This is a genomic window from Bradyrhizobium sp. USDA 4011 (assembly GCF_054063415.1).
Genome location: NZ_JBSSGG010000001.1, coordinates 7,927,242 through 7,949,103 on the forward strand (window position 1 = coordinate 7,927,242; position 21,862 = coordinate 7,949,103).

19 protein-coding genes, 1 tRNA gene and 2 pseudogenes are annotated in these 21,862 nt (G+C 63.8%); 9 read left to right on the forward strand and 13 right to left on the reverse strand.

The features are described 5' to 3' along the window. Nucleotides 1-127 precede the first annotated feature (127 nt). Nucleotides 128-493 (forward strand): VanZ family protein, encoded by a 366-nt coding sequence (locus ACVW1C_RS37575; RefSeq protein WP_456762539.1) that lies wholly within the window; start codon nucleotides 128-130, stop codon nucleotides 491-493. A 1,698-nt stretch (nucleotides 494-2,191) separates the two neighbouring features. Here ACVW1C_RS37575 and ACVW1C_RS37580 read toward each other — a convergent pair. Both ACVW1C_RS37580 and ACVW1C_RS37585 read right to left on the reverse strand, forming a co-directional pair. Further along, a tRNA-Arg gene (locus ACVW1C_RS37580) sits at nucleotides 2,192-2,268 on the reverse strand. Between the two features lie 86 nt (nucleotides 2,269-2,354). Continuing rightward, nucleotides 2,355-2,642, reverse strand: coding sequence for a hypothetical protein (locus tag ACVW1C_RS37585; protein ID WP_456762540.1), 288 nt, complete (start codon nucleotides 2,640-2,642; stop codon nucleotides 2,355-2,357). A gap of 222 nt (nucleotides 2,643-2,864) precedes the next feature. Here ACVW1C_RS37585 and ACVW1C_RS37590 point away from each other — a divergent pair, with 222 nt between their 5' ends. Together ACVW1C_RS37590 and ACVW1C_RS37595 are read left to right on the forward strand one after the other, a co-directional pair. After that, entirely contained in the window at nucleotides 2,865-3,311 is a 447-nt protein-coding gene (locus ACVW1C_RS37590) for a hypothetical protein (RefSeq protein ID WP_021080599.1), read from the forward strand. A gap of 233 nt (nucleotides 3,312-3,544) precedes the next feature. After that, nucleotides 3,545-3,667, forward strand: coding sequence for a hypothetical protein (locus ACVW1C_RS37595; RefSeq protein ID WP_256459054.1), 123 nt, complete (start codon nucleotides 3,545-3,547; stop codon nucleotides 3,665-3,667). Nucleotides 3,668-3,938: 271 nt separating this feature from the next. On the opposite strand, the pseudogene ACVW1C_RS37600 reads toward ACVW1C_RS37595, so the two are convergent. Further along, nucleotides 3,939-4,224: pseudogene (locus ACVW1C_RS37600) on the reverse strand (helix-turn-helix domain-containing protein); the annotation flags it as partial. A 290-nt stretch (nucleotides 4,225-4,514) separates the two neighbouring features. On the opposite strand from ACVW1C_RS37600, the gene ACVW1C_RS37605 reads away from it, so the two are divergent. Then, a complete protein-coding gene (locus ACVW1C_RS37605; protein WP_456762541.1) occupies nucleotides 4,515-4,862 on the forward strand; it encodes a hypothetical protein in 348 nt (115 codons plus the stop codon). A 41-nt stretch (nucleotides 4,863-4,903) separates the two neighbouring features. On the opposite strand, the gene ACVW1C_RS37610 is transcribed toward ACVW1C_RS37605, so the two are convergent. Beyond that, nucleotides 4,904-5,839, reverse strand: a complete 936-nt coding sequence (locus ACVW1C_RS37610) for a GNAT family N-acetyltransferase (protein WP_456762542.1) — start codon at nucleotides 5,837-5,839, stop codon at nucleotides 4,904-4,906. Beyond that, nucleotides 5,836-7,044: an acyl-CoA dehydrogenase family protein gene (locus tag ACVW1C_RS37615; protein ID WP_456762543.1), complete on the reverse strand. Its 1,209-nt coding sequence runs from the start codon at nucleotides 7,042-7,044 to the stop codon at nucleotides 5,836-5,838. The genes ACVW1C_RS37610 and ACVW1C_RS37615 overlap by 4 nt, the downstream gene beginning before the upstream one ends. Nucleotides 7,045-7,201: 157 nt before the next feature. Between ACVW1C_RS37615 and ACVW1C_RS37620 the strand changes: the two genes are divergently transcribed. Further along, the gene (locus tag ACVW1C_RS37620; RefSeq protein ID WP_456763272.1) at nucleotides 7,202-8,716 is read left to right on the forward strand and encodes a winged helix-turn-helix domain-containing tetratricopeptide repeat protein; all 1,515 of its coding nucleotides are present in this window, start codon (nucleotides 7,202-7,204) and stop codon (nucleotides 8,714-8,716) included. 154 nt (nucleotides 8,717-8,870) lie between these two features. On the opposite strand, the gene ACVW1C_RS37625 is transcribed toward ACVW1C_RS37620, so the two are convergent. Continuing rightward, the gene (locus tag ACVW1C_RS37625; RefSeq protein WP_456762544.1) at nucleotides 8,871-9,041 is read right to left on the reverse strand and encodes a hypothetical protein; all 171 of its coding nucleotides are present in this window, start codon (nucleotides 9,039-9,041) and stop codon (nucleotides 8,871-8,873) included. A gap of 177 nt (nucleotides 9,042-9,218) precedes the next feature. On the opposite strand from ACVW1C_RS37625, the gene ACVW1C_RS37630 reads away from it, so the two are divergent. After that, nucleotides 9,219-10,091, forward strand: coding sequence for a DMT family transporter (locus ACVW1C_RS37630; protein WP_456762545.1), 873 nt, complete (start codon nucleotides 9,219-9,221; stop codon nucleotides 10,089-10,091). Between the two features lie 72 nt (nucleotides 10,092-10,163). On the opposite strand, the gene ACVW1C_RS37635 is transcribed toward ACVW1C_RS37630, so the two are convergent. Both ACVW1C_RS37635 and ACVW1C_RS37640 read right to left on the reverse strand, forming a co-directional pair. Then, nucleotides 10,164-11,627, reverse strand: coding sequence for a cryptochrome/photolyase family protein (locus ACVW1C_RS37635; protein WP_456762546.1), 1,464 nt, complete (start codon nucleotides 11,625-11,627; stop codon nucleotides 10,164-10,166). 21 nt (nucleotides 11,628-11,648) lie between these two features. Further along, nucleotides 11,649-12,308, reverse strand: coding sequence for a peroxiredoxin (locus tag ACVW1C_RS37640; protein ID WP_207830171.1), 660 nt, complete (start codon nucleotides 12,306-12,308; stop codon nucleotides 11,649-11,651). Nucleotides 12,309-12,696: 388 nt separating this feature from the next. Here ACVW1C_RS37640 and ACVW1C_RS37645 point away from each other — a divergent pair, with 388 nt between their 5' ends. Further along, nucleotides 12,697-13,278: a hypothetical protein gene (locus tag ACVW1C_RS37645; protein WP_456762547.1), complete on the forward strand. Its 582-nt coding sequence runs from the start codon at nucleotides 12,697-12,699 to the stop codon at nucleotides 13,276-13,278. Between the two features lie 39 nt (nucleotides 13,279-13,317). On the opposite strand, the pseudogene ACVW1C_RS37650 reads toward ACVW1C_RS37645, so the two are convergent. The 5 genes and pseudogenes from ACVW1C_RS37650 to ACVW1C_RS37670 all read right to left on the reverse strand — a co-directional run bounded on the left by ACVW1C_RS37650 (nucleotide 13,318) and on the right by ACVW1C_RS37670 (nucleotide 20,522). Continuing rightward, nucleotides 13,318-15,158: pseudogene (locus ACVW1C_RS37650) on the reverse strand (alkaline phosphatase family protein). Between the two features lie 138 nt (nucleotides 15,159-15,296). Beyond that, nucleotides 15,297-18,521 (reverse strand): efflux RND transporter permease subunit, encoded by a 3,225-nt coding sequence (locus tag ACVW1C_RS37655; RefSeq protein ID WP_456762548.1) that lies wholly within the window; start codon nucleotides 18,519-18,521, stop codon nucleotides 15,297-15,299. Then, the gene (locus ACVW1C_RS37660; protein ID WP_456762549.1) at nucleotides 18,514-19,737 is read right to left on the reverse strand and encodes an efflux RND transporter periplasmic adaptor subunit; all 1,224 of its coding nucleotides are present in this window, start codon (nucleotides 19,735-19,737) and stop codon (nucleotides 18,514-18,516) included. The genes ACVW1C_RS37655 and ACVW1C_RS37660 overlap by 8 nt, the downstream gene beginning before the upstream one ends. Nucleotides 19,738-19,851: 114 nt before the next feature. Beyond that, complete coding sequence (locus ACVW1C_RS37665; RefSeq protein ID WP_456762550.1) at nucleotides 19,852-20,202, reverse strand: hypothetical protein; 351 nt, start codon at nucleotides 20,200-20,202, stop codon at nucleotides 19,852-19,854. Between the two features lie 92 nt (nucleotides 20,203-20,294). Then, complete coding sequence (locus ACVW1C_RS37670; RefSeq protein ID WP_456762551.1) at nucleotides 20,295-20,522, reverse strand: hypothetical protein; 228 nt, start codon at nucleotides 20,520-20,522, stop codon at nucleotides 20,295-20,297. Nucleotides 20,523-20,616: 94 nt separating this feature from the next. Here ACVW1C_RS37670 and ACVW1C_RS37675 point away from each other — a divergent pair, with 94 nt between their 5' ends. Together ACVW1C_RS37675 and ACVW1C_RS37680 are read left to right on the forward strand one after the other, a co-directional pair. Further along, nucleotides 20,617-21,111: an ArsI/CadI family heavy metal resistance metalloenzyme gene (locus tag ACVW1C_RS37675; protein ID WP_456762552.1), complete on the forward strand. Its 495-nt coding sequence runs from the start codon at nucleotides 20,617-20,619 to the stop codon at nucleotides 21,109-21,111. A 147-nt stretch (nucleotides 21,112-21,258) separates the two neighbouring features. Then, nucleotides 21,259-21,777, forward strand: coding sequence for a hypothetical protein (locus tag ACVW1C_RS37680; protein ID WP_456762553.1), 519 nt, complete (start codon nucleotides 21,259-21,261; stop codon nucleotides 21,775-21,777). The last annotated feature ends 85 nt before the right edge of the window (nucleotides 21,778-21,862 follow it).

Here is a 21,862-nt window from a genome sequence, read left to right on the forward strand (position 1 = left end):
ACGGGAAAGCCATCGGGATTAGTCCTTGCGGACGACGGTTTTGCGTAGATCCCGCCTGTCGCTGACACGCGCGATGGGCTAATTCAGCGACGGTGCATCCAGGGCACCACGACTTGGAAACTGTTGCTTGCTTGCATCAAGGATCAGGACGTTCGGGATAGTCATTGGCTGGCTAACGCTGGCCTTTATTGCGTTCGCCACATTGTCCCCGATCCAGGACCGCCCCTCGTTTGCTGCTGATCCGCACGTCGAGCATTTCGCCGCGTTCGCGGTGATGGCACTGGCCCTTGTGGTGGGTTATCCCCGGCGCGCCATGCTGGTCGCACTCTTGGTCGTTTTCAGCGCGTTCACGCTCGAAGCGATGCAATTGCTAACCCCTGACCGGCACGGCCACCTGGCCGACGCAATCTTCAAGGTTGCGGGAGGCCTCGCCGGTATCGGGGCGGGCCAGCTTCTACTGCTGCTCGTTCTGCGCAAGCTGTCCAGCCGGTGACTTCAACCGATGAACTTCGGCCAAGCAGCTTCTCCAGGGGGCGAGAAGGGGCGCGCCTTGCTGAAGCGAGCATGACAGTCAGACGCTGACGGCCTCCGTTCAAATGAGGCATTCGTTCGGAGTTTGATGCCGCGTCTACGCTCGTCCTAGCTTCGTTTCAGACGAGCGATCCTCTTGTAGTCGATCCACAACTCGACGAATTCGTGCTCGTCCAAAAAACTCTCAGCTCGGCGCTTTGCCTCATCGTCGTCACTGCAACGAAGTTCATACGTTGCGCGTGCGACGCCGGCCGGGTCTACTCCAAATGCTACGTAAGGTTTGCGTTCTTCAATCATCTTGTCCCCATGACCTAAAGGCAGTCCGATTGACGCAGCTTGGCGTCGAAGATGTCATTGCAATCGATGAATCTCAAATAACGATAGAGGCCGCTGGCCGCTGAACAGCGGCCTCCTGGACCCGATTTCAAATGAAAGTCTTGGCAACAAAAATCGCCGCCGAAGGTCCGATATTAGTAGAGGGCAAATGCGCAATGCAGTGAAGTCCAAACACGCTCATCCACACAGGGAATTGTTGTGACGTTGCGAGCGCGACACACTTCTGTGACCTTGGAGCGATCTACATCGCCCGCCAATCTCGGTCAGAGCCCGGACGGATTATCGATTTCGTGAGCGCCAGTACGATCATTGCGCCGACAAAAGATCGCAAGAGCTTTTGTCGGCAATTTGGAATTGCGTTCGCAATCAAGTTTATGAGGATTTCGAGTGGCTCGTGCAAGACGGTCGTCCGAACCGCGGAACCATGGTCGATGTAAACGGTGATCGCGGGCTCGTTAGTTTTACGAGCTTGCGCCGATGGCGATTGGAGCGAAGCGGAACGCACGGGGCGTTCGGCGCGTGTGTGCGAGTTCACAAAAGCATCGAATGCCAAGTGCTATACTTAGCAAGATATTGCGGTCGTTCATATTGCTGAAGGAGTTTGCGGTGAATTACACGGCACCGATACAGCCAAGGTTCCTGGTTCGAAAGGGAAGCACCGACTGGATGGTTTACGATCGACAACGCAAGGGGGCGGCCCAATTGAACGACTACAGTTTGGCCGAGAAACTGACGAAGGAGCAGGCCGAGCAGATCAAGCAGAGGCTGGCAACTTGGAACTCTCAGCCTACTTGGACCAGCCCGAAACGCTCATCGCGAAGTTGATGACCTCGCCCGGTCCTGCCGAGTATCGACCCACCGAACCTTGTCGCAGGAAAGTGCGTTTGAGGTGCGCCGAGATGTCGTACCAGTCTCGGTCGGGAAGGTCGGAAAGCTTCGGCCGGCCGTTGTGGTGTTGGCAGCCGACGCAGAACACCGGCACCGAGAGGAGCCGGCGCCAGGGCCTGTACGCCAGCTCCTCCGAAACGGAGACCGTCAGACGTTCCCCAAAACGGTCCCGTCCCTCTGAGAAGCCTGCGCCGACCTACTTGCTGATTTGCTAACGGCCTCGCTCGGCTAGTTCTCGACAAGCGGCGAATAGATATCGTTTTCCGGCAGGCTGGGCGGGAGTAACGCTTAATGGCGATGCTTAGGGGCGGAACGAGCGGCGATATCAAAGGTAGTCTGTGGGCTTCCGACCCTTACAGCTTGCTCGCAGCACGAAAACGATCATCCAAGAACGAAACCGGTTCGTCCCAAGCCATTGTACGATCGATGAAAACGATGGCGCGCTCGGAGAGATTCGAACTCCCGACCCTCGGAATCGAAATCCGATGCTCTATCCAGCTGAGCTACGAGCGCGTTGCGGGTCGATTATCAGACTTGGGCTGTCGGGGCCAGCAGGGACGGCACGGCGTCCACGCCTCCCGCCGGCCTTTGGTTGAGCTTCAGAAGCAGGGATGCCGGCGATGATCCTGGCCGATATAGGCAGCCGAGCCCTGGTAGCATTTGTTGGTCGACGGGCCGTCATAATAGGCGAAGCTACCGGCGGCCGGGCCTGGGCCGTAATTGTGCAGATAGCTGATGTGGTAGGGCAGGCCCCAATAAGCGTGGTGGTGGTGATGCCGGTGGTGGCGCGGGGTGACCGAGAGGTCGGCCGCTGCCGCCGGGGTGAGGGCCGGGATGGCCAGGGAAACGGTCACGGCGAGGGCGGCAAAAAGCTTGGTCTTGGTCATTGGCGGCCTCCTGGTAGTCACGTTGGAATCGGCTTGCGTAGCCGGTCCAAGTTCCTCTGGCGCTTCATTTAACCCGGAATCCCGCCAAAAGCTGCGGGAAATCAGCCACAGCGCGCCAAATTTTGCCTTTTTGGGGATGCTTAACGGATTGCCAACACAGTCCGGCCAGAGTCTTGCGGTCAGGTCCGCCCGGGCCGCCTTTCCCTCGGTTTCGAACATTCCATGCGCATCACGCCCCTTGTTGCCCTGCTGCTCTCGGTTCTGGCGGTCACGCCAGCGCGGGCCGTTCTGCACATCACGCGCGACCATGGCGGTTATGTCGAGGAGTACAAGGCCAAGTACAAGCAGATCCGCGACCGCCGCGAGCGCGTCGTGATCGACGGCATCTGCAATTCGGCCTGCACGCTGGTGTTCGGCATCGTGCCGCTGAACAAGATCTGCGTGACGCCGAAGGCCAGCATCGGCTTCCACCAAGCCTATTACGACAAGGCCTTCACCTTCGGCATCAAGGTCACCAGCCTCGAGGGCACCTCCGACCTGATGTCCTACTATCCCGATACGGTGAAGGACTGGATCCGCCGCAATGGCGGGCTCACCACCGAGATGAAGAAGATCAAGAACGGCGTCGATCTCTGGAAGATCGTCGATCCCTGTCCGGAAGAGTGGTAGGCGCGGACGCTCGCGCGCTCCGGACCTTCTTCCAGCGCGGCTTTGCGTGCTTGCCGCGCGCGGCCAGCGGCCGCGAACCGAAACCCTGCGCTCGGAATTTGGAACCAGCATCACGGTCCACTCGTTTTGCTCATGATGCGTTCATCCTCATGATGCGATGGTGGTCCGAGCAGCGAGAGCGAGCCTCACCGCCGGAACGGACCGGCCTCAGTTCGCACGCGCAGGAGGTTGTGATGGCAACCAGGTCCAATCTTTCGAAGGCTGAACTCGCCCGCGGAGTTGCCGGCGCCGCGTCAGCGTTGGTGCTGAGCGCGCTCGTCCTGTTCGTCGCCGCGCATCACTTGAGCGGCGGGTAGACCGGGCGGCGCCTCCACCAAGCCAGTCATGAAAACAGGAAGGTCCCGATCAGGAGGCCGGCCGCAAATGCCCAGAGTCCGAGGGTGCAGGCCGAGATGACCCGAACGAGATTGCGCAGATCCACGTCCTGCCAGCTGCTGTGGGATCGATACGTCAATTGCCGGCACCCCCTGCGGTGGCCGCCTTTGCGTCCTGGTTCCGCAGCCTGTTCCCGATACGTGCCCAAATGAAGGCAACCGGCAGTGGCGCCTGATCACGCATTTGCGATCTCTAGCCGGCGATAGGCGGCCGTCCTTGCCAGAAAGGACCGCAGACGGAGCCCTTCAGGCGGCAAAAGTCCGAACCGCCGCCTTGCACGACGTCGCTGAGACATTTCGCGGCGGCTTGCCGAGCGCCTTCTTGAACATGGTGATGAACGCCGCCGTGACGAGCGCGGTCGAGACCTGCTGAACGCTTGCGCCGGCCGACAGCTCGCGCAACGCGACGACCAAATCAGCTGTTGGCGCCAGCGGCCGAACGTCAGGCCGATTTCGCTCAGGACGAGACGTGCGAGGGAGCCGGAGCGGCCTTCATATTCGTCAGCCTGCGAACTGCGCGCAGCCATCAGGCGGCGGCGCTGTCAGGCATGGCGCAATGCCTCGGCTTGGCAACTTCGCCGGACGCGCGTCCACGATCCGACGCTTGCTCTGTGCGGACATGCGGCCTGTCAATTCGGCTTCCGCACCGGCGGCATACCGGTAGCGGATGCCTGTCGGTTGTATGCGATGGACCCGCGCGCTATGGAGACGCCTGGCGAGCAAGAGCCCGGGGAAAGTGCCGTTGAAGATATCCGCCAGTACGCGCATCGTGATCGGATCGACGCTTTTTGCCCTGGCGTCGAGTGCATTGCTTTATCTGGTTCCGGCGAGCCCGATCGACCGGCAATTGCTGCGCGGCACCTTTCACTTTTATCAGGGGCACGCGTTTCTCGTCCCCGTCAAATACGTGGATGGCGAGATCAAGACTGCCCGGCTGTATGAAGACGACAGGCTGCTCGGCCCGGCGAACAGCACCCAGGAGGAGATCATCGACAAGGGCGCCGGCCGATTTGGACTTTACCGGGATCGCTGGGGCTATTTCGGGCCGGCCTTGATGTTCTCGACCAGCGACAATACCGACCCGAACACGAACGGCAGGAAGTATCACCTCAGATGACGGCCGGCGCCATGCGACGGTCGAATCGAGACCCGCGCGGGTCACATGAAGCCTGGATTGCGCGGCAGATACTGGCCCCAGTTGCCGAATTCTCGCGAGGACATCAGCAGCATCGGACATTTGATCCGCATTCCGTGCGCCATTGCTGTATCAAGCGCCGCTTTGCTCGCACCAGGCAGGAATGCCGATATCCTTGACGCTCCGCCCCCGGCCGCCAGGTACAACGCCGTTCTCAAGGCCGGAGCGACCGCGTGCGGCTCCATGACCGCGAGCGGTCCGATGTGACCACCGGCGTCCACATAGAGATAGCCGATCCAGTCGTTTCCATCGTGGAGATTGAACCCGGTCGCCGCGCCCTCCTGGAGCAGATAGCGATGGTGCTTTTCGCGCGAGACACCAAGGGTCCGCTGGTCTGCCTGCGCGAGGCGGCGCAGGGTCGAGGCCTCCGGCTTGAGAGGTGAGACGTCGTATTGCGGACCGTGCAAATGACCGATCAACTGCTCGCGCGGTGCGCTGACACTGTAGATGGGAAATCGCGGAAGCAGTCCGTGTCGAATGTAGAGCCCCTGCGATACCGTGTTGAAGCTGAAGGTGATGAGCACCCGGTTGGACGCGCCCGATTTCCCGGCGTGCGCGATGGTCCGCTTGATCAGTTCGTTGCCGATGCTCCGCCCCTGCTGATCGGGCGACACGAACAGCTGCGCCAGAAACCACATGTCGCCGCAGACCCAGCTCCAGGCGAAGCCGAGGATCCGCTCGTTCTCCTCCGCCACCCAGAGACCGTCGGGATCGTCCCTCATGCAAAACAACTGGAAATTGGGTGGAGACGACACCGCCATCGGGCCGAAGCCGTGCCGTTCCGTGAGATCGTTGATGCTGGAGACGACGAGGGCGTCGGCGAATTCCAGATCCTGCGCGCGTGCCGGCCGGCAAACCACTGACATGGGCAACTCCGTTGGTGGCCGGATGATGGTCAAAACCTCGCCGTGCCGGGATCGAGCCCAAGCGCCAGCCGTCCGGCGGTGACGTAATTGTTCGGACTCATCGCGATATGCTTCGCCGCGGCGCGGACATCGCCGACCGCACGCTCCAGGGCGCAGGTCTCGAAGATGGCGACGGCGCCCGCGCTGGCGGCCAGCATCTCGGTGACGGACGTCGCAATCTCCGCCGCATGTGCGTTGGCGATCCGAATGTCCGCGCGCGCCTCAACCAGCCGTTGGCCGCCGGTGTCGGTTGCGGCCATCAATTCGGTCATGGCATCGACCAGAAACGCACGGGCGGCGCGAAGCATCGCTCTGGTCCGCCCGACCGTCGCCTGAACGATCTCGCGATCGCTGAGTGCGGCGCGGTTTCCGGAGCGGCCTTTGGCGAGCTCCGTGAACGAGGTCATGGCGCCGGACGCGATGCCGAGTGGCACCCCGCAGATGCTCCACGCGAACACCGATGACGGCGGCATGCGATAGAGCAGTCCGGGCTGGGTTGGTCGCAGCCCGAGAAAGGGATGGGCGTGAGCGGCCGGCACGAAGATATCCCGCGCTTCGAAGTCGCAACTGCCGGTGCCGCGCAGTCCTGACACATGCCAGTTGTCGAGGATGGTCACATCCGCCCGCCCGGGATAGCAGCAGAGAAGCGGCGAAGCCGGATCGTCGGGCCTGACGCTCGCCAGCACCATGAAGCGCGTTGCGTGATGCGCGCCGCTGCCGAACGGCCAGCGCCCGGAAAGGCGATAGCCGCCTGCGACGGCGCTCGCCGTGCCGACCGCACCGGTCGCGCTTGCGACAAAGGCGCGCGGGTCGGCATACCACTCGCGTGCGACGGCCTCATCGAGGTAGCCGCCGATCCGGCTCATACCGGCGCCATTGCCGACCAGCCAGCCGACAGAGCCATCGAGTGCCGAGGCGGCTTCGACGACCCGCATAAACGCGAAAGGAGACAGTTCGGGTCCGCCGAGCGCTTGCGGCAGCCACAGGCGGAACAGGCCGGCATCGGCCAGCGCGGCGAAAACCGCGTCTGGCAACCGCCGTCCGCTGTCGAACGCGTTGCGCTGCGCAGCGATGAGCGGAGCCAACGCCTGGACGGCCTCGAGCACGCGGCAAACGTGGGCCGGGTCACCGACGTTCACTTCCGGACCGGGACGGGCCATCGGACCGTCCGCTTTCGCCGCATGGCCTGGATCGCGCATCGGGTTCTCCTCGAGGTTCGACACCGCTGCAGAAGCATGATCGTCCGCTTCCCCGAGGTCCTGAATCCATTCCGAAAAAGTTGCAAAATATGTAGTCTCCGGAGCCATGCCGACGATCCACGAGTTCGGTCCCTTCCGTCTCGACGCCGGGGCCGAGATGCTGTTCCGAGAGTCCGAACCGGTCGCGCTCGGACGGCGCGCCGTGGTGCTGCTTCGGCTGCTTGTCGAGCGGGCGGGATCGCTGGTTTCCAAGGATGCATTGATGGAGGCGGCCTGGCCGGGGCTTGCGATAGAGGAGAGCAACCTGACCGTGCAGATCGCCGCCTTGCGGAGGGCATTTGCCGACATCGACGGAGGCCCGGCCTGGATCGAGACGCTGCCTCGTCGCGGCTATCGGTATGTTGGCCCGCCGGTTGCGACCGTATCCGAACCGAGCCCTCCCGTATCACCCACGCCGGCGCTGTCCGACAAGCCGTCGCTCGCGGTGCTTCCGTTGTCGAATCTGAGTGGCGATCCCGCGCAGGACTATTTTTCCGACGGGATCACGGGAGACATCATCGCCGAACTGTCGCGGTTCAGGTCACTATTCGTCGTCGCCCGTCACTCCAGCTTCGCCTACAAAGGCAGGACACCCGAGATCAAACGGGTTGGCCGCGAACTCGGCGTCCGCTACGTGGCCGAAGGCAGTGTGCGCAAGATCGGCAGCCGTGTGCGGGTGACCATCCAGCTGCTCGATGCTGCGAGCGGCTACAATCTCTGGACCGAACGCTACGACCGCGATCTCGACGACATCTTCGCTCTGCAGGACGAGATTGTACGGGCGATCGTCGCGGCCCTGCCGGGCCGGATGGAGGACGCCGGCCGGGAGGTCGCCAGACGCAAGCCAACCTCCAGCATTACCGCCTATGATCTGGTCCTGCTCGGAAACGAGCGATGGCGTCAGTTGACCGTGAATGCCATGGCGCAGGCCCGAGAATATTTTCGAGGCGCCGTCGCGCTTGACCCGCAATATGCCCGCGCCCACGTCAACGTCGCCTGGACCATCGTCTGTGACGTGTTTCTCGAATCACCCACCACCGCTACTCTGGACGAGGCGCGGAGCGAGATCGAGAACGCGCTTGATATCGAGGACGGCGACGCCTGGTCTCATGGCGTCTTCGCTCAGCTGCTGTTCCTGCTGAAAGATGACGCCAAGGCCGAAATCCATTTCAGCCGCGCACTCGCGCTCAATCCAAATGATGCCGATGTCGCCGCCGTTTTCGCCAACATCCTGGTCTACTGGGGACGGTGGCGCGAGGCACTGATGTGGATCGGGACAGCCAAGCGGCTCAATCCGTTTCCGCCCAACCTGTACCACTGGTATCACGCGCTTGCCCTTTATTCAGGGCGCGAGTACGAGCAGGCGGTCAAGGCGATAATGGAGGCGCGGTCGTTCGACAGGTGGTCGCACGGCCTCCTTGCAGCCTGCTATGCGCAGATGGGACGACTCGGCGAGGCGCAGGCCGAGGCTGATGCGTTCGTCAGCCAACGGTGTCGCGAACTGAATGCGAATGGCAACACCGCGCCCGCGAGAACTCTCGACCTCGCCCAGGCCAGAGCCGAGCGGTACCGCAATCCCTCGGACCGCGAACATTTCCTCGATGGATTGCGCAAGGCCGGTCTCACGGGTTGACGCTCACGGCCGCTTGTTTCTCGAACGGCGAGTTGACGTGCGCCTTCTCCGGGTGCTGTCACGTCTTCCGTATCACGCCCAGTTCCTTCGAGCGCTGGAGAAGAGCCGGCCGGTAAGGCGGCGAGGGATCGTTGTCGTCGTCGTCAGGGATGGCTCAATAGCCGAACTCCTGCTGAATGCGGTGGATCTCCATGACGCGATCGTTCAACCGCTGCAGATGCTCGATCGACCTGACCTTCCAGGAGCGGAAAGTATCGAACGTGATCGGCACGAAGGCGGTGCCGAACAGCGTTGCATCGGGCACGATGGTCCGGCCGAGCAGCAATAGCGGTCGTGACCGACGAGGACGAGGGTGGCATACGGCTGCCCTTCACTCACCCTGAGGCCCTTCAGCGATAGTTCCCGCATGCGCGCGATTAAACCGTTCTTCGGGGCGCACCCGGCAACGCCATGGAAATTCGCGATTGCCCGCTGCCTGATCTTCAGGCAATGACGGCCTGCAATGAACAAGAGCTTCGAGGAAACTGCCGCTCGTCTGGCGCCGGCGATTTTTGTCGTGCTGTGGAGCACGGGATTCATCGGCACCAAATACGTCATCAACGATGCTGAGCCGCTGACTTATCTGGCGGTCAGGATGGCGTTCGTGGTGGTGGTGATGACGGTCATCGCCGCGGTCGCGCGGCCGAAATGGCCCGACCGGACAGGCGTTTTCCACAGTGCGGTGGCCGGCATCATGGTGCACGGCTTCTATCTCGGCGGCACCGCGATTGCGATCGCGCATTCGATCCCCGCGGGCCTGTCGGCGTTGATCCCGGGCCTGCAGCCGATCCTGACCTCGACCATCGCCAACCGCTGGCTCGGCGAGCGCGTCACGCCGCTGCAATGGGGCGGGCTGCTGCTCGGCCTCGCCGGCGTCGTGCTGATCCTGCACAACCGGCCGATGACGGGCGATGCGGGGTGGGGCTGGCTCGCCTCCGGCGTCTCGCTGATCAGCATCACGCTTGGCACGCTCTACCAGCGCCGCTACTGCAACCAGATCGACTGGCGCGCCGGCAATCTGGTGCAATACATCGCGGTGACCATCTTCTTCGGCATCGGCGCCTGGCTGTTCGAGACCAATGTCGTGCATTGGACCAGCGAGTTCGTTTTGGCGATCGCGTGGCTGGTCTTTGCGCTGTCGATCGGCTCGATTGGGCTATTGTACTGGCTGATCCGTCACCATGCCGCGACCTCGGTCGCGAGCCTGTTCTATCTGGTGCCGGCGGTGACCGCGCTGATGGCCTACATCCTGTTCGGCGAGCGGCTCGATCCGGTATCGATCGCCGGCATGGCCGCCTGCGCCGCCGCGGTGCTGCTGGTCAATCGCCGCGCTTGATCCTTGCTACGGATTCTTGTTTTGACGCGTTTTCTTAACGCGAGCCGTGTATCCACTTCGCTCGAAAACGCTCTAATCCTTGCTGCGGATTTTTGCATAAGCCGCGAGCGCACGTTCGCGGGCCTGCTTGTGATCGACAATCGGCGGCGGATAGGTCTTGCCGAGTTCGACGCCGGCGCTCGCGAGCTCGATCGGCGTTGCGGTCCAGGGCTGATGGATCAGGTCGTTGGGGAGCTGCGCCAGCTCCGGCACCCAGCGCCGGACATAGGCGCCGTCCGGATCGAACTTCTCGCCCTGCAGGGTCGGATTGAAGACGCGGAAATAGGGCGCGGCATCGGCGCCGGACCCGGCGACCCATTGCCAGTTCGCCGGGTTGGAGCCGGCATCGGCGTCGACCAACGTGTCCCAGAACCATTGTTCGCCGGCGCGCCAGTCGATCAGCAGATGCTTCACCAGGAATGAGGCGACCACCATCCGCACCCGGTTGTGCATCACGCCGGTGCGCCAGAGCTCGCGCATGCCGGCATCGACGATCGGGTAGCCGGTCAGGCCGCGCTGCCAGGCTTTCAGCGCACGGGCGTCGCGCTTCCACGGAAACGCGTCGAACTGCGCCTGCAGATTCCGATCCGCCATGTCGGGGACGTCGAACAGCAGATGGCGGCAGAACTCGCGCCAGCCGAGCTCGCTGAGGAATTTGTCGGTGTCGCCGGCAAGGCGCGGGTGCTCGGCGGCGGCGAAGCGGGCGGCATACCAGACCTGGCGCGGGCTGATCTCGCCGAAGCGCAGATGTGGCGACAAGCGCGAGGTGCCGTCGCGGTCGGGCCGGTCGCGGTCGTCGCTGTAGCCGCGAATATTCTCGTCGAGGAACGCCTTCAGCCGGGCCTGCGCCGCGGCTTCGCCCGGAGTCCAGGTGTCGCGCAGGCCGCCGGCCCAATCGGGCCGGGTCGGTTCGAGGCCCCAATGGTCGAGGGCTTCGCGCGCGTCGCCGCTGACGGATGCGAGCTTCTTCGGTGCCGGCAACGGCTTGGGCGGATCGCCGAGCGCCTGCACGCGCCGCCAGAACGGCGTGAACACGCGCAAGCCTCGATTATCCTTGTTGCGGATGGCCTTCGGTTCGACGAGCAGGTCGCCAGGGAAAATTTGCGAAGAGATACCGTCGCTTGCGAGCGCGGATGCAACGTCTCGGGCAATTGCCTGATGCGGCGCCTGCGCGATGTCGTTCCAGAACACGGCGTCCGCATGGATGTCGCGCGCCAGCGTGGTGATCACGGAAGCGGCCGGTCCCGTGCGCAGCACCAGCGTTCCGCCGATGGCCTCAAGACTCCTGCCAAGTGCGCGCAGCGACTGCGCCAGCCACCAGCGCGTCGCGCCCCCGAGGGAGCGCGCGGCTGGAGGTTTCAAGGCACGGCTTTCGTCGTCGCGGACATAGAGACCAACCACGGGCGCGCCGCGGCTGGCCGCTTCATGCAGGGCCGGGTGATCCGACAACCGCAGATCATCGCGGAACCAGACGATAACAGGCTGTGCGCGGGCCACCCGGACGCTGCGTGCCGGCCGTTACTTCGGCTGCGGCACGATGCGGATGTAGGGCTTGGGTTCTTTCCAGCCCTGCGGATAGATCGTCTTGGCCTCGTCGTTGCTGACCGAGCCCGCGATGATCACGTCCTCGCCCTGCTTCCAGTCGGCGGGGGTGGCGACGCGGTGCGTGGCGGTGAGTTGCAGCGAGTCGATGACGCGCAGGATTTCCTGGAAGTTCCGGCCGGTGGTCATCGGGTAGACCAACACCAGCTTGATCTTCTTGTCGGGCCCGATGATGAAGACGTTACGGACCGTCTGATTGTCCGCCGGCGTGCGGGTAAGGGGGTCACCCGAGGTCGAGGCCGGCAGCATGTCGTAGAGCTTCGAGACGTTGAAATCGGTGTCGCCGATCATCGGGTAGTTCGGCGCCGCGCCCTGGGTTTCCTTGATGTCCTCGGACCATTTGGCGTGACGGTCGACCGGATCGACCGACAGGCCCATCAGCTTGACGCCGCGCTTGTCGAATTCGGGCTTCAGGCGCGCGAGCGTGCCGAGTTCGGTGGTGCAGACCGGGGTGAAGTCCTTGGGATGGGAGAACAAAAGCACCCAGCTATTGCCGATCCAGTCGTGGAACTTGATCTTCCCTTCGGTGGTCTCGGCTTCGAAGTCGGGGGCGACGGCGCCAATCTGAAGTGCCATGATTTTACCTCATCTCTTTGAAGTTGCATCTAAATTTGTATTTGAGGTGATTTGTTCCAGTATAGGACGCAGAAGGGCTTAAGTGAACGGGTTCTGAAAAAAGGTGAGACATTTCTCCTTGAGGATGGAATTCCAAGCAATTTGTTTTGATCCGTACTCCTGCGACGAAATATCAGCGGCAGCACAAAAGCTCGGAAATGCCCAGATAAAGCCGCTTATCGCGGTCATCACGCCGGCCCCGGCTGCTATAGGACTGAACCGTTACAGCGTTCAAAGCGACCGAATAGCAACCATCTAAAAATCTCGGAACCCAAGTTCCGAATCATTAACCACTCGTTTACGCCCGCATGGAAAAGCTGGCCTCAGATAGGAATTGAAAGCTCCCACAATGTCTACCCCAAGTACCAAGACCGCTGAGGCTCTCAGCGGTGCGTTGCATCCATCCTGCCACAAGACCGCCGCCCATGCGCTGACCATCGTCCGCGACGGCGTGATCACCGGCGAAGGTCCCACCACCAAGGGCCGTATCCATTTCTCCCGGTCACTCGATGCCGATGACGCTGCCTGGTGCGCGCGCATCCTGACGGCGGCCGCGGTGGAGCATGAGCCGGTCAGCCGGGCCGAGATCGAGGCGCTGTTCGCGATCAACGAGGCCGCTGCCGAGCGCAGCGATGGCGGCCGGTTCGACGACCTGCTCGCCAAGGCGATCGCCCATCATGCCGCGTCCGAGTCGGGCCTGCCGGTGCCGCCGCGCACGGTGGCGCTGTCGCCGGACACGAACATCGATCGCTGGGCGCCGACCCAGGGCACCAAGATGGACACCAAGGTTCTGGAATGGATCGCGGGCCGGATGCGCGGTCAGCGCCGCACCGGCCGTGCGCTCGCGGCGATGGTGGCGACGCTGGTCGGCGCGACCGCGCTGCCGCTCGCGGCGCAACTGCCCAACGTGTTCGACATCGGGATGATGTGATCATCCCGAACCAATGGTTTCAGGCGAGAGCGGCGGGGATCACTTCCCCGCCGTTTTCTGTTTGCCGCCGGTCTCCTCGAGCCCGAGCGTCCGCCCCGGGAACCCGGCGACGTCGAAATAGCGGGTCGAGAGCACGCGCTGGAATTTCAGCACGGTGCGCAGGCCGTTGGCCGACGGCTTCTTCGACATGATGGTGCCCTCGGCCATCTTCGGCACGATGCCGTTCGGCAGCGCCTCCGACATCACCCGGCCGATCAGCCCGCCATTGTTCGGTGCGCGCAGCCCGAGCAATTGCGCCGCGGTCATGCCGACATCGGCGTTGCTGACCGGCAGCGGATCGACATAGCCCGCCTTGAAGTCGGGGCCGATCGCCACGGTGAAGTTGAAGGTGTCGCCGCGGCTGAAGCTGCCATGCATGCCCTGGCCCTGGCGCAGCACGGTGTCGGCGATCTGCACCGAGCAGTTGGTCGGGCTCTCGCAACCGCTCGACCAGGAGCGGAAATTGACCACGATCGACGGGTTCGGCGTCACCGCCTTGCCCTTCAGATTGAGGTTCGACATCGGCAGCGTGCCGGGGAAGGTGCCGAGCTTGTCGTCGACGAACAGGCCGCTGACATAGTCCTGCTCGAGCAGCGCCTTGATGACGCGGTCGGCGAGCTTCTTGTCGCGGTTCGGCAGATAGATCAGGTCCGAGCCGCCATTGGTGGCGATCACGACGTCAGGCTTGGCCGGGTCATGGCCGAGCACGCCGTTGCCGGCCTTCGGATGGGCGGTGTCGGCGACCTTGGCGTTCTTGTCGTTGGGGTCGAACAGCGGGAGGTTCAGCGCCTTGGCGAGATCGATCGCCAGAAAGCCCATCGGCAGGAAATCCTTCGGCGTGTCGTCGTAGGAGATCTTGGCCGAGGGGCTGGTCTTGCTCTCCTTCGAGATCGTCGAGAAGCCGTGGTCGGAGGAGACCATGATGTTGGTGCTGGCCGAGAGCCCGAGCTCGTCGAGCGCCTTGCGGAGCTGGGCGAGGTTGTTGTCGGCGTTCTTGATCCCGGCCATCGAGGTCGGGCCGTTGATGCCGGGGGTGATGGTGTTGAGGCTGTCGCCGGTATTGTGCTGGCTGCCGTCCGGATCGCGCGACCAGAACACCAGCACGAACGCTTGTTGCGCGCCTTGAACATCGGCAGCACGACCTTGGTCGCGACATCGGCCATGTAGGCCTGCTGGGCAACGTTCGCCACCGTCGTGCCCGGCGTCTTGGCATCGCCGGCCTTGGCATTGTCGCCGCGGCCCGGGGTGGCGAGCGGCAGGCCGGCCTTGGTCAGCGCGTCCTTCATCTCGTCGGAGAGCGGCACGCCGGTCTTGCCGCCGGTGGAGTCATCGACCACGATCGTGTTCTTGCCGCGATCGGTGTGATCGAACAGCAGGGTCGGGCCGACCTTGCCGATGGCCGCGGTGCTGAAGCCCTGGCCGCGGGCCATCTTCAGCAGCGTCTCCTCGTTGAGGTAGTCGCCATTGAAGTGATCGTCGATATCGGCGAGCACGGCGTCGTTCTCGATGAAGGGGACCACGGTGTCGCCGGCAGGCACCGAGGTGTAGCCGGTATAGATCGTGTTGGAGAAGGTTCCGGTGTCGCCGAGATAGTGGCCGGTCGAGAGCGCCGAGCTGTTCGCCATCGTGAAGGTCGGGAACAGCGAGTGCGAATTCTTGAAGTGGACGCCCTTGTCGCGGATCTCGGCCATCGCAGGTGCCGTCTCCGCGTTTACGATGCCGCCGCGCAGGCCGTCGGGGACGAACAGGATGAGGTTGCGGGGTCTTGCATTTTGCGCGGAAGCGGCGCCCGCCGAGAGCGCGATGATGCTCGCGGACAGTAATGTAATGGCACGGCGCATTTGGTTATACCCCTGATGAAGCCCCGCGGCAGCCCGCCGCAGCTTTCGTTTAGTTTTGCCATATGACAGAAATGTTACAGCGCCTGCCGAGCGCTGCAACTGCCGGATTTTTCTTGGCGACGGCCGGCCAGCAGGCCGTCATTCCGCGGGCTGAACCGCGGTTCTCTCATTGCGCGCAGCGCTGCCGGCATGCCCGTACCGTGCATAGAGCGCGGGCAGGACGGCAAGCGTGAGCAGCGTCGCGCTGATCAGGCCGCCAATCACGACAGTCGCGAGCGGCTTCTGCACCTCGGCGCCGGTGCCGGTGGCGAATGCCATCGGCACGAAACCGAGCGAGGCGACCAGCGCGGTCATCACCACGGGCCGGAAGCGGGTGAGGGCGCCTTGCTCGATGGCCTCCCGGATCGGCACACCGCGCAGGCGCAATTGCCGGACGAAGCTCAGCATCACGAGCCCGTTCAGCACCGCAACGCCGGACAGCGCGATGAAGCCAACCGCCGCCGAGATCGAGAACGGCATGCCGCGCAGCCACAGCGCCGCGACGCCGCCGGTGAGCGCCAGCGGCACCGCGCTGAACACCAGCAGCGCATCGCGCGCCGAGCCCATCGCCGCCAGCAGCAACAGGAAGATCATCGCAAAACAGGCCGGCACCACGACGGCAAGGCGCTGGCGCGCCGCGGCGAGATTTTCCGATTGGCCGCCCCAGGTCATCCAGTAGCCGGGCGGCAGCTGCACCGATTGCGTGACCTTTGCCTGAGCTTCCTCGACCACCGAGCCGAGATCGCGGCCGCGCACATTGGCCGTCACCACGATGCGGCGCTTGCCGTTCTCGCGGCTGATCTGGTTTGGCCCTTCGGTGAAGGAGAACTGCGCGACGCGGTTGAGTGGCAGGCTCTGCACCGGCGAACTCGGCGTTGCCTTCGGCAAGGCGACCGGCAAATTGCTCAACGCCTCGAGATCGGAGCGGACGCTCTCCGGCAAGCGCACCACGATGTCGAAGCTGCGATCGCCCTCGTAGACGACGCCGGCATCCTGGCCGCCGACCGCGGCACCGATCACGTCCTGGACCTCGGAAACGCTCAGACCCCGCCGGGCGATCGCCGCCTTGTCGACCTTGATCTCGAGCACGGGCAGGCCGCCGGCCTGTTCGACCTTGACGTCGGTCGCGCCGCGCACGCCGCGCAGCGCTGCGGCGATCTGGTTGGCGGCCTTCTGCATCGGTTCGAACTCATCGCCGAACACCTTGACCGCGATGTCGCCGCGAACGCCGGCGAGCAGTTCGTTGAAGCGCATCTGGATCGGCTGGGTGAATTCATAGACGTTGCCCGGCAGCCGGCCGACCGCCTTCGAAATGTCTTCGATCAACTGCTCCTTGGTCAGCGACGGATCCGGCCACTGCGCGCGGGGCTTCAGGATGATGAAGGTGTCGGAGGCGTTCGGCGGCATCGGGTCGCTCGCCACCTCTGCGGTGCCGGTCTTGGAGAAGACGAACGACACCTGCGGGAAGCGGCTGACCGCCTTCTCGACCGAGAGCTGCATCGCCTGCGACTGCGACAGCGCCGTGCTCGGAATTCTGAGCGCGTGCATGGCGATGTTCTTCTCGTCGAGCGAGGGGATGAATTCCTGGCCGAGCCGGAAGAACCCGAACAGCGCGGTCGCAAACAACACGACCGCCACGGCGATGACGGGCGGGGGCGTTGCAACCGCGCGCCGGAGCAGCGGACTGTACCAGCGCTTTAACGTGGCAACGAGCCAGTTTTCCTTCTCCTGCACGCGGCCGGCAATGCCGATCGCGATCAGCGCGGGAACCAACGTCAGCGACAGCACGAAGGCGGCAGCGAGCGCCAGGATCACGGTCATCGCCATCGGCTCGAACATCTTGCCTTCGACGCCGGTGAAGGTGAGGAGCGGCACATAGACCAGCAGGATGATGGCCTGGCCGTAAAGGCTCGGCTGCACCATTTCCACGGCGGAGGCCCGTACCGTCGCCAGCCGTTCGTCGCGGGTCAACACGCGGCCAAGCGCATGCTGCTTCTCGGCAAGATGACGCAGGCTGTTCTCGGTGATGATGACGGCGCCGTCGACGATCAGGCCGAAATCCAGCGCGCCGAGGCTCATCAGATTGGCGCTGATGCGGCCCTGCCACATGCCGATCGCGGTCATCAGCATCGCGATCGGGATCACCAGTGCCGTGATCAACGCCGCGCGGAAATTGCCGAGCAGCACGAACAGCACCGCGATCACGAGCAGCGCGCCTTCGCCGAGGTTGCGCGCCACCGTGCCGATGGTCGCATCGACCAGCTGGGTGCGATCGAGCACCGTCTCGACTGCGACGCCTGCCGGCAAGGACGGCGTGATCGCCCGCAGCTTGGCGTCGACCGCGGCCGATACCGTGCGGCTGTCGGCGCCGATCAGCATCAGTGCGGTGCCGACCACGACCTCGCGGCCGTTCTCGCTGGCGCTGCCGGTGCGCGTCTCGCCGCCGATCGAGAGCGAGGCGAGGTCGCGGATCCGGACCGGGACGCCGCCGCGGGTGGTGACGACGACGGCGCCGAGCTCCTCGATGTTTTCCAGGCGACCGCCGGACCGCACCACGAATCCTTCGCCGTTGCGCTCGATATAGCGCGCACCGCGGCTGACATTGTTGCTCTGGATCGCCTTGGCGACGTCGGCGAAGGTGAGGCCGAGCGCGATCAGCTTCGCCGCATCGGGTTGCACCTGGTACTGCTTGAGATAGCCGCCGATCGAATCGACGCCGGCGACACCCGGCACCATCTTGATCTGCGGCTTGATGATCCAGTCCTGCACCGTGCGCAGATAGGCGTCCTTTTCGACCTCGCTTTGCAGCGCCTGGCCGTCCGCCGTGAGGAAGCGGCCGTCGCTCTGCAGGCCCGGCGCGCCGTCGCTCTGCACCTTCTGGCCGGAGTAATGGACGGTCCACATGTAGATTTCACCAAGACCGGTCGTGGTCGGGCCAATGCGCGGCTCGATGCCTTGCGGCAGGCGCGCGCGAACTTCGGTCAGGCGCTCGCCGACCTGCTGGCGGGCGAAATAGATGTCGGTGGCTTCACTGAACACCGCGGTGATCTGCGAGAAGCCGTTACGCGAGAGCGACCGCGTGCTCTCCAGCCCTGGCGCGCCCGCCAGCGCCGTCTCGATCGGGAAGGTGATCTGCTTCTCGATTTCCGCCGGCGACAGCGCCGGGGCGACGGTGTTGATCTGGACCTGCTTGTTGGTGATGTCGGGCACTGCGTCGATCGGCAGCTTGGTCAATGCGAGGCCGCCGAGAAACATCAGGACCGCCGCCAGTGTGATGACGACCCAGCGTCGCTGGATCGCAAGACCGATGATACGCTCAATCATGGCCGTGCTCCGCTTCGTCCTTCTCGACCTCGGCCTTCAATGTGAAGGTGTTCTGCACAGCGATGGTCTCGCCGGCGGCAAGACCCGCGACGATCTCGGTGTCGTCATCGTCCTCGCGACCGGTCCGCACCGACCGCGCCTCGAAGCCGTCGGCATCACGCACGAATACGGTCGGCGTCCCCTTGATGGTTTGAATCGCCTTCTTCGTGACCATCACGGTGGACGGCGCGCCTGACAGCGGGACCTCTGCGGTCACGAAGGTGCCCGGTTTCCAGCGGTGGTCCTTGTTGGGCAGGGTCGCGATCACGCGGGCATTGCGGGTCTCGCGGTCGAGCAGGGGGCTGACGAAGATCACGCCGGCACTGGCTTCATCCTCGGTACCGATGGCGCGGATCTTGACCGACACGCCTTCGCGAACTGCACTGATGTCCTCCGGCGAAACCGCCAGATCGACCCAGATGTCGTCGAGATTGACGATGACGTAGAGCTCGCTTTCCTGGCCCTCGCGCCCGATCAGTCCGCCGAGGTCGACGCGCCGTTCGGACACCCGGCCTGAGATCGGCGCGCGCAGGAACTGCGTCCGCAGGCTCTCGGGCGGCTGGCTGGGCAGATCGGCGGTCTCGCTTTCCGACAGGCCGAGCGCAAACAGCTTCTGCCGCGCGCCGTCGAGCTTGATCTGGGCGTCGTTCGCGGTCAACCGCGTGCGCAGGAACTCGTTTTCCGAGACGATGCGGGTTTCGACCAGCGCCTTCTGTCTGGCATAGAGGGTCTGCTGCAGGTCGTTGGTGAGCCGCGCGGCGAGGTATTCGCTCTTGGCGTCGGCCACCTCACGGCTTTCGATCGCAGCGACGATCTCGCCTTTCTCGACCACATCGCCGAGACGCTTGCGCAGTTCCGTGACCGTCGCGAGCACTCGGACCGAGACGCGGCCGATATGATCGGCATCGGGGATCAACGACCCCGGCGCGAGGAAATGTCGCTTCAGCATGCCGCCGCTGGCCGGTGCGAGCGTGATGCCGGATTCACGAATCTGGTCTTCGCTAAGCTCGATATGTCCGGGGGCCTCATGCCTGGCCTCGGCCCGCGGTGGATCTGCGGTCGCAGTCTCCTGCATCGTGGCCGGGAACTTGACCGGCCAGCCGATCCATCCGGCCGCCAGAATGATCAGTGCAATGCCGGCAGCTATGCCGGCGAAAAATAGAACAACCCGTTTCATATGCGCCTCTCTGCAGCGCATGCCGATGGGCCCTGCGCTGTCGCGACATCGATCTGTGCGGAAGCGTGCGCGCTGCCGGATGGCAGCGGCGCACGGCCGGTCATGCCGACCGGATCAGGCGCGGGGTGGTTTGAAGGGGGAGAGGCGATCGGCCGACGCCGCCAGCCCGATGCTGCTGTCGCCATAGCGATGCGGCGCATAGGCGATCGGGAATGCCGTCTCCTGCGGCGCCACGGAGGCGACGTGGGTCAGGCAGTGATCGCCGTGCAGTGAGGCCGGATGCGCGGGAGCCTTGCCGCCGGTGTCGTTGATCGACTGAGCGATCGAGAAGCCGGGAGCTGCGTCGTCATCGCTGTCGAAGGCCCAGCCGTGGAAGAACGACAGCACCAGCGCAAGCGAAATCAGCCCCGCAAGCAGGCTGCGCCAGCGGCGCGATCCTGCGGCATGGGCGGAAGACTGTATCATGGTGCGCAATGCGTCCATGGGGCCTAGTTAGCGCCGTGACCGCGCGCATTCAAGTTCGACGCCGCGACAGAATTGCCGCGGATACTATAACGTTACACGCTCTCAGCGGTTCGGCGCATCAGCCAGCGGCGCGCTGCGACGACGGCCCAGATCGCTTCGACCAGTCCGAACGGCCAGGCGCCCTGCAGGAAGCCATAGGCCGAGCCGAACGCGCAGGAGACCGCGAAGGCCAGGATGAACCACGGGCTGCGATCTTCGGCTGCGTAGCAGACGAGCATCATCGTCACGGCGAACAAACCGAACAGCGTGAGTGCATCCATTCCGCAGCGGGACTCCTGTTGTAACGCTGTTGATATCTGAGCATGCTTGGGCTGAAATATCCATCCAGCGTCGCCGCCCGAAAGGATTGCCCCCATGAAGCGCATGCATGTTCACGTCGCCGTCAAGGACATCCACCAATCGGTCGGCTTCTACTCGGCGTTGTTCGGCGCCGAACCGACCGTCGTGAAATCCGACTATGCCAAATGGATGCTCGACGATCCCCGCGTCAATTTCGCGATCTCGACCCGCGGCCGCGAGCCGGGGCTCGATCATCTCGGCATTCAGGTGGAAAGCGCCGAGGAACTCGGCGAGGTCTATGGCCGGCTGCGCAAGGCGGGCGGCGAGGTGATCGAGCAGGGCCAGACGGTGTGCTGTTATGCCAAGTTCGAGAAGTCTTGGATCGACGATCCCGCGGGGATTGCGTGGGAGACCTTTCATACGACGGGTGAGAGCATCGTCTACGGCGACGGCAGCGGCGAGCGGACCGCGCGTGTCGCGCACGAGAATCTGGACGGGCAGCAGAGCGCCTGTTGTGCGCCGCAGCCCCTGGCCGCGCCGCCCGAGGCTTCGGCCTGCTGCAGATCGTGAGCTCGGGGCGGTCGCGCATACCAACGCCAGGATGTCGCCAGGCAGTCGTCATGTCGGCGCAGCCGGCTACCGCCGTAAGCAAAGGCTTAATGCCTGCGACATATTATCCCAGCGACGACTCCCCTCCGAGCTAACAGCCCCTTAACCATGCGGCTTTTGCCAATCAAGGATCCTGAGCGATCCTGGCGTCACATCAAGGCACAATGGAAGAAGGACGCTGAAGGCGTCGGAGAGGATTTTGCCACCTTTGGCGGCATCGGTGCCTTTGAAGCGCTGACTGCCAGGGAAGGTGACAGTCAGGGGCTGTATCACCTGACCGACGGCGAACGGGTCCACGCGGTCTGCCAGGTCAGGCGTCTCCTGATGAGCCGATATACGTCGCCGGCTCTCAGCGCGCGTTTCATCAACGTGTCTCCGATTTATGATCTCGGCCTCGCTGACGTCAGCGATTACGCGCAGATGCTCGTGGCGCTGTTCTCCGGCGTCGTCTGGCTGTCGCGTGATGCGCTGGCGGCCAGCCACATCCGTTTTCTCCTCAAGAGCCCGGGCGACTCGCAATTCTTCGCCGCGCTCAAGGCCGCGACGCCGTTCTCTCCATTCTCGAAATTCAGTATTGAGGGCGCGTTGATCGAGTGCAGCCTGAAGGAAACGACCGGGATCGCCTGATACGGTCGCGTCCCGAGGATTCCCGTGCTGATCGCGCTCGGCTACTCATCCGCCTTAACAGTCCGATAACTGATTTTCCTAACGA